This window comes from Pseudomonas sp. SDO5591_S426 (assembly GCF_054070755.1).
This window is the reverse complement of sequence record NZ_JBSVXD010000238.1, coordinates 1-7,235: the sequence shown is the minus strand read 5'-3', so window position 1 is coordinate 7,235 and position 7,235 is coordinate 1. Positions and strand designations below refer to the sequence as shown.

The 7,235-nt window shown below is 60.0% G+C and carries 4 protein-coding genes; 1 reads left to right on the top strand and 3 read right to left on the bottom strand.

From position 1 onward, the window contains the following. Positions 1–94: 94 nt before the first annotated feature. The 3 genes from ACW9JC_RS27245 to ACW9JC_RS27235 all read right to left on the bottom strand — a co-directional run bounded on the left by ACW9JC_RS27245 (position 95) and on the right by ACW9JC_RS27235 (position 6,202). Positions 95–3,763: a translocation/assembly module TamB domain-containing protein gene (locus ACW9JC_RS27245; protein ID WP_457458880.1), complete on the bottom strand. Its 3,669-nt coding sequence runs from the start codon at positions 3,761–3,763 to the stop codon at positions 95–97. After that, entirely contained in the window at positions 3,760–5,487 is a 1,728-nt protein-coding gene (locus tag ACW9JC_RS27240) for an autotransporter assembly complex protein TamA (protein WP_457458878.1), read from the bottom strand. Before ACW9JC_RS27240 ends, ACW9JC_RS27245 begins: the two co-directional genes overlap by 4 nt. Before the next feature lie 64 nt (positions 5,488–5,551). Beyond that, positions 5,552–6,202: a GNAT family N-acetyltransferase gene (locus tag ACW9JC_RS27235; RefSeq protein ID WP_338581911.1), complete on the bottom strand. Its 651-nt coding sequence runs from the start codon at positions 6,200–6,202 to the stop codon at positions 5,552–5,554. A 184-nt stretch (positions 6,203–6,386) separates the two neighbouring features. On the opposite strand from ACW9JC_RS27235, the gene xthA reads away from it, so the two are divergent. Next, positions 6,387–7,199, top strand: coding sequence for an exodeoxyribonuclease III (gene xthA, locus ACW9JC_RS27230; RefSeq protein ID WP_457458876.1), 813 nt, complete (start codon positions 6,387–6,389; stop codon positions 7,197–7,199). The last annotated feature ends 36 nt before the right edge of the window (positions 7,200–7,235 follow it).

The following is a 7,235-nucleotide window of genomic DNA, read 5'->3' as shown; positions in this document are numbered from 1 at the left end:
ACTTTTTTGAGGCGTTTGTCAAAAAAGTGAGTCGCCGTAAGGGCGAAACCATAAGCCGCCGTTACCGCAGCAACGGATATGTACTCAAAGCCCTCTAAAAATCCCGCTTATAAAAAATATCCAGCGAACTGGCCACACCCCCAGCGGCTTCGAGATAAACCTTCTTGCTCAGCTTGTAACGCAAGGCAATCGTATTAGCCGGCTCAAACACCCCAACGCCATACCGCAAACTGAGCTTCTCCGAAAGATTGCCACTGGCCACAACACTGGTGGCATTACCACTACCCTGAGTATCAAGCTGAAAATCCTCAATCCCCAGATTCTTCGCCAAACCACCCGTCACCCCGGAACTGCCCATCAGCCCCAAACCAAGCGCCGCCTGGGCGAGCATGTTGTTGTCCTCACCGTTGGTACTCAGCGGACGCCCCAGCACCAGATAGGACAACGCCTGCTCCTGACTCATGGCCGGCTCGGAAAAAATCTGCGTGGTCGGCTGCTCAGCGCTACCGCTCAAACGAATACCGGCGATCACGTCATCCGTCTGGCGGATGGCTTCGATGTCCAGGTACGGCTGATCGATGGGACCTGCAAACAGCAACCGCGCCCGACGCACCGTAAGCCGCTGGCCATAGGCGCGATAACGACCGTCGTTGAGCCACAACTCGCCACGGGCGTCCATGTTGTCGCCGATATGCACATGCCCCTGCACATTCGCGGTCAGGCCAAACCCGGCGAAGCTGAGTTTCTCCTCGCCGACCACCACATCGATGTCCATTTTCATGGCCAGTGGTGGTTTGCCTTCTTCGGTCTGCTGGCCGACGATCACCGTGTCGTCGGAAACCTTGACCGTTGATGGCGGCAATTCGCGGATGGTGATATCGCCCTTGGGCACCTGCACTTTGCCGGCGATAGCCAGCTCGTCGCCCTTCATCGAAATTTTCAGGTCCGGCGCCACTTCGACCTTGGCGTACGGTTCAACGCTGACCGGCAAGTGCGAGCCCTTGAGCACCAGATCCACCACCAGCGCCTGGCCCCAGGCAATGTTGCCGTTCAAGCTGCCCTGCCCGGTCTTGCCGCTTTTCCAGCCGCCGTTGATCTGAACGGTTTCACCGGCGATCACAGCCTGCAATTGCAAGGCTTCAATCTCCATCGGTAGCTCAGGGCCGGATACTTCGCCGTCGCTGAGTTGCAGACTGCCGTTGACCTGCGGCGCCAGCAGCCCACCGGAAATCGTGCCGCTGCCATTCAAACGCCCGGTCAACTTCTCGACCATCGGCACGAACGGCCGTGCCACCGACAAGTCCAGGCCACTCAAGCGGAAGGAACCGCTCAACGGTTTGTTCTTCGGCAACGGGTTGATCTGCGCCTGCACCATCAGTTCGCCGAGTTTGCCGCCGACGAAACTGAGGTCGGTGTCGATGCGCTTGGGCGTGAGCTTGCTGGTGAGTTTCAGGGTCTGGTACGGGAAGTCCAGCCACTGGTCTTTCTCCATCACGCGCAACGTGCCACCGCTGGCGTCGATGCTGAATACGCCGTTCGGGCCACTGGCGGGCAAGTCCAGTTGCACGTCAGCGTTGAGTCGGCCCTGCCAGGCGAAATCCTTCGGTAGCCACTGCGCGAGGCTCTCGATCGGGAATTGCTTGAGGTGGTAACGCAGCTTCGGCTCCGGCATCAGCCGCTGGTCTTCGCCGCACAGACTGGCCGGACCAGACGCCCAGCAATGGGCGCCGAAGTTGATTTTGCCATCCGCCAGCCGCTCCAGTTTTGCCGGACCTTGCAGTTTCCAGTCCTGGCCCCCGGCCTGGATATCGCCGCTGGCCAGACGTCCGCGCCAGTTGCCTTTATCCAGCGCTCCGTCGAGACCGAGCGCGAGTTTGAGCTTCGGCCCTTGCAGGTCGAGGTTCAGTTTCTGGTTCTTGATGTCGCCCTGTCCGCTGGCGGTCAACGTGCCCAGCGAGGTATCGCCCGCCTGAATGCCGCTGCCCTTGAGGTCGATTTTCGCCCGTTGCGCGCTGTCGAGGGTCGCATCGAGGTTGAGGCTTTGCAGGCGATTGTCCTGGAACGCCAACTGCGTGCCTTGCAACCCGAGTTTGCCTTGCGGTGCCTTGAGCGTACCGGCGACATCGACCCGGCCATTGATCTGCCCGCGCAGTTGCGGCCAGAGCTGGGCCAGGCGCAGCAGCTTGATATCGATCTGCCCGCTGAGTTTCTGTTGCAGGCTGCCCCTGCCGTTGATGCTGTTGTCACCGAGGCGAATTTGCAGGGCATTGAGGTTCCATTGCTCACCAGCGCCGTCTGCCTTGGCCTGCAAAATCGCCGGTTGGCCGCGCAGTTTGCCTTTCAGATCAAGGTCGGCAGTGAGGCTGAGTTTTTCATTCTTCAGCTCACCCTTGCTGCGCAACGGTCCAGCGAGGGTGCCCGGCAGTTCCGCGACCCAGTACGCCGGATTGATCGCCGAAAGATCCAGCGAAGTGTCCCAGGCGATGCCATCGGCGAATTGCAGGTTCAGATGCCCTTCGGCCTTGCCCTGCCCGGCCACCAATTGAATTTGTTGTAGATAGATTTTCGTCAGGTCGCCGGCGAACGGGCTGGTCAGGGTGAACGCACCGGCCGGGCCGTCCAGCGCCGCATTGAAGTGGCCGAGGTATTTGCCGTCGGTGTAGGAAACTTCACCGGTGAAGCTGCGCAGGGCCACCTCCGGTTCGTCGATCAACGGATAGAGGCTGTGCCACGGAAAGTCCCGCCAATCGATTTTCGCCTCGGCGCTCAGGCCTTTGCTCCAGTCCACCTGCCCGTTGAGTTTGAGGCTTTGCTTGTCGTTGGCGGTCAGGTCCAACGCGGCGATCTGCGCGCCATTGGCGTCGACCTTGCCTTGCAGCGCCAGCGCGACCGGGCCTTTTTCCCCAGGCAAATTGGCCTTGCCGAGCAACTGATAACCGCTTTCAAGATCGCCGGCGCCGGTGAGCTCCAGTTGATTGAGTTGCAGGGTGTCCGGCAGATCAGCACTGGGCTTGAAGCCGTCAGCGATGATGCGCACTTTGGCCGGCAGGTTTTCCGCCAGCGGTTGCAATTCGCCCGTCAGTTGCCCGGTGAGATAGCCGCTGCTGTCGGCTTTCAGGTTCAGGGTTTTCAGCAGATCGCCGTCAATCTTCAACGCCAATGTCCAAGGCGCGGGAGTCGACAGGGTCAATTGGCCCTCAGCGGTGAGCGGCCAGTTTCCACCGGGTTGCAATCGACCCGACAGACTCAGGCTCAGATCGTCACGCTGCAGTTTCACCGAGTCGATCTGCATGCCCTGTTCTGTCCAGTGCGCCGCCAGCTGCAAATCCTTGAGCTGTTCGCTGCCATTGAACAGCAGGCTGCCGACCTTGATGTCACCCAGCTCCAGTGCTACCGGCAGCTTCAAGTCTGGAAGAGTGATCGGCCCGCTGCTTTGCTCCTCCGCAGCGGGCGGGAATTGCAGGCTGACCTGCTCCGCCTGCAATTGATCGATGCACAAGGTCATGCGCGTCAGGCACAGCGGCGACCAGGCGAAGATGACTTTGTCCAGTTCAACCCGGCTGCTGTCCTGCTGCCACAGCACATGGTCGGCGCTCCATTGCCCGCCCAGTCGACCCTGAAAATTGTCCAGGCTCAAACCCGGCACAAAGCCCAGCGCCCAACGGCTGCCAGTCGCCGTGCCGAGCACCGTGGCCAGCGTCACAACCAGCAACATCAACAGTGCCGCAATCGCCAGCAACGTTACTTTCAAACCGCGTTTCAAAGCTCGGGCCCCATGGAAAAGTGCAATCGAATGCCACCATCGTCGTCCAGCGCATGGGCCAGGTCGAGGCGGATCGGCCCTACCGGCGAAACCCAGCGCACGCCGATACCGACCCCGGTCTTGAGGTTCGGCAGTTCGAGTGTATTGAAGGAGTTGCCCTGATCGACGAAGGTCGCGACCCGCCACTTTTCAGCGACGGAGTATTGGTACTCGACGCTGCCGGCGACCATGTAGCGGCCACCGATGCGGTCACCTTCGTTGTTTTCCGGGGACAGGCTCTGATAGTCGTAGCCGCGCACGCTCTGGTCGCCACCGGCGAAGAAACGCAGCGATGGCGGTATTGATTTGTAGCCGTTGGTGGCACTGCCGCCGACCTGAACCCGTCCGAGGAAACGGTGCTTGTCGAACACTGTGGTCAGGCCTTTGACCAGTGCCGTGCCGTACAACAGATTGTTGTCCGAGCCCAAACCTTCCTTGGCCACTTTACTTTCGAATTGCAGGCGATAGCCGTTGTGCGGGTCGATGCGGTTATCGCTTTTCAGGTACGAATAACTCACGCCGGGCATCAACAAGGTACTGAGCCCGGAGTCGTCGCCGAGTCGGTATTCCTCGCGTTGCCACTTGAGCGAGACCACCCGCTGCCAGCCGCTGGGCAACTTGCTGTGCCATTCCGGGCCGATGGTCAGCAGCTTGCTGAGGCTGTCCTTGTCGGCGATTTCCTCTTTCTGATAGCCACCGGCGAAACGCAGTTTGTCGGTCAAAGGAGGGTCCAGCGGAATGTCGTAGAACAGCCCGACGTTTTGCCGTGGCGCCGAAATTTCCGTCTCCCAGCCATAGCTGTGGCCCTGCGGGTTGACCCAGTGCCGGGTCCAGTTGGCCTTGACCCGAGGGCCGACGTCGGTGGAGTAACCCAAACCCAAACCCATGGTCCGCGGCTTGCGGGTTTCCAGTTTGACGTCCACCGGGATCACATCGTCCTTGGACGCTGTCGGCGCGGCATCCACCCGCACACCCTCGAAATAGCCGCTCGATTGCAGCGCCTGATTGAGTTCGGCGATCAGTTCGGAGTCGTATGGCGTGCCGGCCTTGAACGGCACCATGCGTTGCAGCAGGTCTTCATCGAACGGCGTGTCGCCTTCAAACTTGACCTTGCCCAGTGAGTAGCGTGGGCCGCTGTCGTAGATCAACTCGATATCGGCCACGCCGGCACGCGGGTCGACCGACAGTTTGGAACGGGTGAAATGGCCGCTGAAAAATCCGTAACGCGAAGCCTGGTTCTGGATCAGCCGCTTGGCGTCGTCGTACTGGCCATGATTGAGCACCGCGCCGGTCTGCAGCGCATGGCTCTTGGGTACGCGAAAGGATTTGAGCGAGGCCGCGGGGCCGTCGATGCGGATGGTGACGTTGCGCAAATGCACCGGCTCGCCGGGCACGATATTGAGGATCAGGTGCGGCGTCTTGCCACCCGTCACGTTGCTGTCGATTTGTGGCTGGTAATAACCCAAGGCCTGGGCGGCCTTGCGCGCCTGTTCCTCGGCGCCACGGCTGAAGCGCAACAAGGCCTCTTCGTCACGATCGCCGAGACTGCCGATATAGCCCTCTATATTGGCTTTGAGTTCATCGTTGGACGGTTTGATCCGCACATCCAATTCACTTTGCGCCAGTGCCGCGCAGCTGCTGATCAGCAGGAGCACGCCACTGGTAATTCTTCCTGGAAACTTCATAGGCGCGGATGCTATCACGGGCACGGGAGCGTGATAGAGCCTGGCACGCAAGGAAAGTTCGACCTTAAGCGATTGCGCTCTGCACGACCTGCGGATTGGCGTGAAAAAACACGTGCTCGCGAATCGGTCCTACGGCCACTTCGCCGATTTCCTCATAACCCTGGCGCTTATAGAACTCCAGATAACGCGGATTGCCGGTATCGAGCATTACTCCCTGGGAATTTTCATCCACCGCGCACCAGTTATGCACCGCTTGCAGCAATTGTTCGCCGAAGTGTTTGCCCTGGAACTGCGGGTGAATCCCCAGCAATGGCAGGACATGCACCGAGTCGGACGGCGAACACGCCGCCACCGCATCGTGATACTCGAGGTAGCGACGGGTGCAACGAAACCCGGTACTGAGCACCATGCGCAAACGCCAGGCCCAGCTTTCAGTGATCCCCAGCCGACGTTGCGGCGGCGCGATCAGGGCGATACCGATCAAGCGATCATTGACCAGCAGGCCGATGGCCGGTAAATCCTGCAAAAAGTGCTGTTTGACCAGTTCGCGCACGGTCGCGCGCACTCGCTGTTCGTAGCCGGGGCGTTCAGCTTCGAACAGGTAGCCGAACGTCGGCTCGTGGCGGTAGGCCTGATACAACAGCGAACGCGCTTCGCGGGAATAGCCGCTGTCGAGCATGTGAATATCGGCAATGGCGGTGGAGGTTTCGGGCATGTCGGTTGATCTCCCCGGCACAGCTCGGGCGGCTGCGCTCTTATTGGTACGAACTCAGTGGCGCTGACACAGTTCCTTGCTGATTCGGAATCAGTGTAGGCAATGAAATGGTAAACGTCCCACCTCGCACTGGCCCGATTCCTACATGTCAGCTAGCATCGCCCTTTTGCCAGGACTGCCGACCATGAAGATTGTCTCCTTCAACATCAACGGGCTGCGCGCCCGTCCCCATCAGCTGGCGGCGCTGATCGAAAAGCATCAGCCCGATGTGATCGGGTTGCAGGAAACCAAGGTCCACGACGACCAGTTCCCGCTCGATGAAGTCAAGGCCCTGGGCTACCACGTGTATTTCCACGGGCAAAAGGGTCATTACGGCGTCGCCCTGCTCTCGCGCCAGGAACCGCTGGCCCTGCACAAGGGTTTCGCCACCGATGAAGAAGACGCGCAGCGGCGCTTTATCTGGGGCACGTTCGCCGACGCAAATGGCGTACCGGTGACCATCATGAACGGCTATTTCCCACAAGGTGAAAGCCGCGACCACCCAACCAAATTCCCGGCCAAGCAACGCTTCTACGGCGATCTGCAGCAACTGCTGGAAAGCCAGTTCAAGAACGACCAGCCGCTGGTGGTCATGGGCGACGTGAACATTTCCCCGGAAGACTGCGACATCGGCATTGGCCCGGACAACATGAAGCGCTGGCTGAAAACCGGTAAATGCAGCTTCCTGCCGGAAGAGCGCGAGTGGATGGCACGCCTGAAAAACTGGGGCCTGACTGACAGCTTCCGCCACCTCAACCCGGAAGTGGCTGACGTCTTCAGCTGGTTCGACTACCGCAGCCGTGGTTTTGAGGACCAGCCAAAGCGTGGATTGCGCATCGACGTGATCCTCGCTTCCCACGGCCTGTTGCCACGGGTCAAGGCGGCCGGTGTCGACTATGAGCTGCGCGGCATGGAAAAACCGTCGGATCATGCGCCGATCTGGCTTGAATTGAGCTAAAAAGCAAAAGATCGCAGCCTGCGGCAGCGCCTACAA

Bases quoted from the DNA above. Each gene is read 5' to 3' on its own strand.
- ACW9JC_RS27240 (WP_457458878.1), bottom strand. From the start codon at position 5,487: ATGAAGTTTCCAGGAAGAATTACCAGTGGCGTGCTCCTGCTGATCAGC.
- ACW9JC_RS27235 (WP_338581911.1), bottom strand. From the start codon at position 6,202: ATGCCCGAAACCTCCACCGCCATTGCCGATATTCACATGCTCGACAGC.
- xthA (WP_457458876.1), top strand. From the start codon at position 6,387: ATGAAGATTGTCTCCTTCAACATCAACGGGCTGCGCGCCCGTCCCCAT.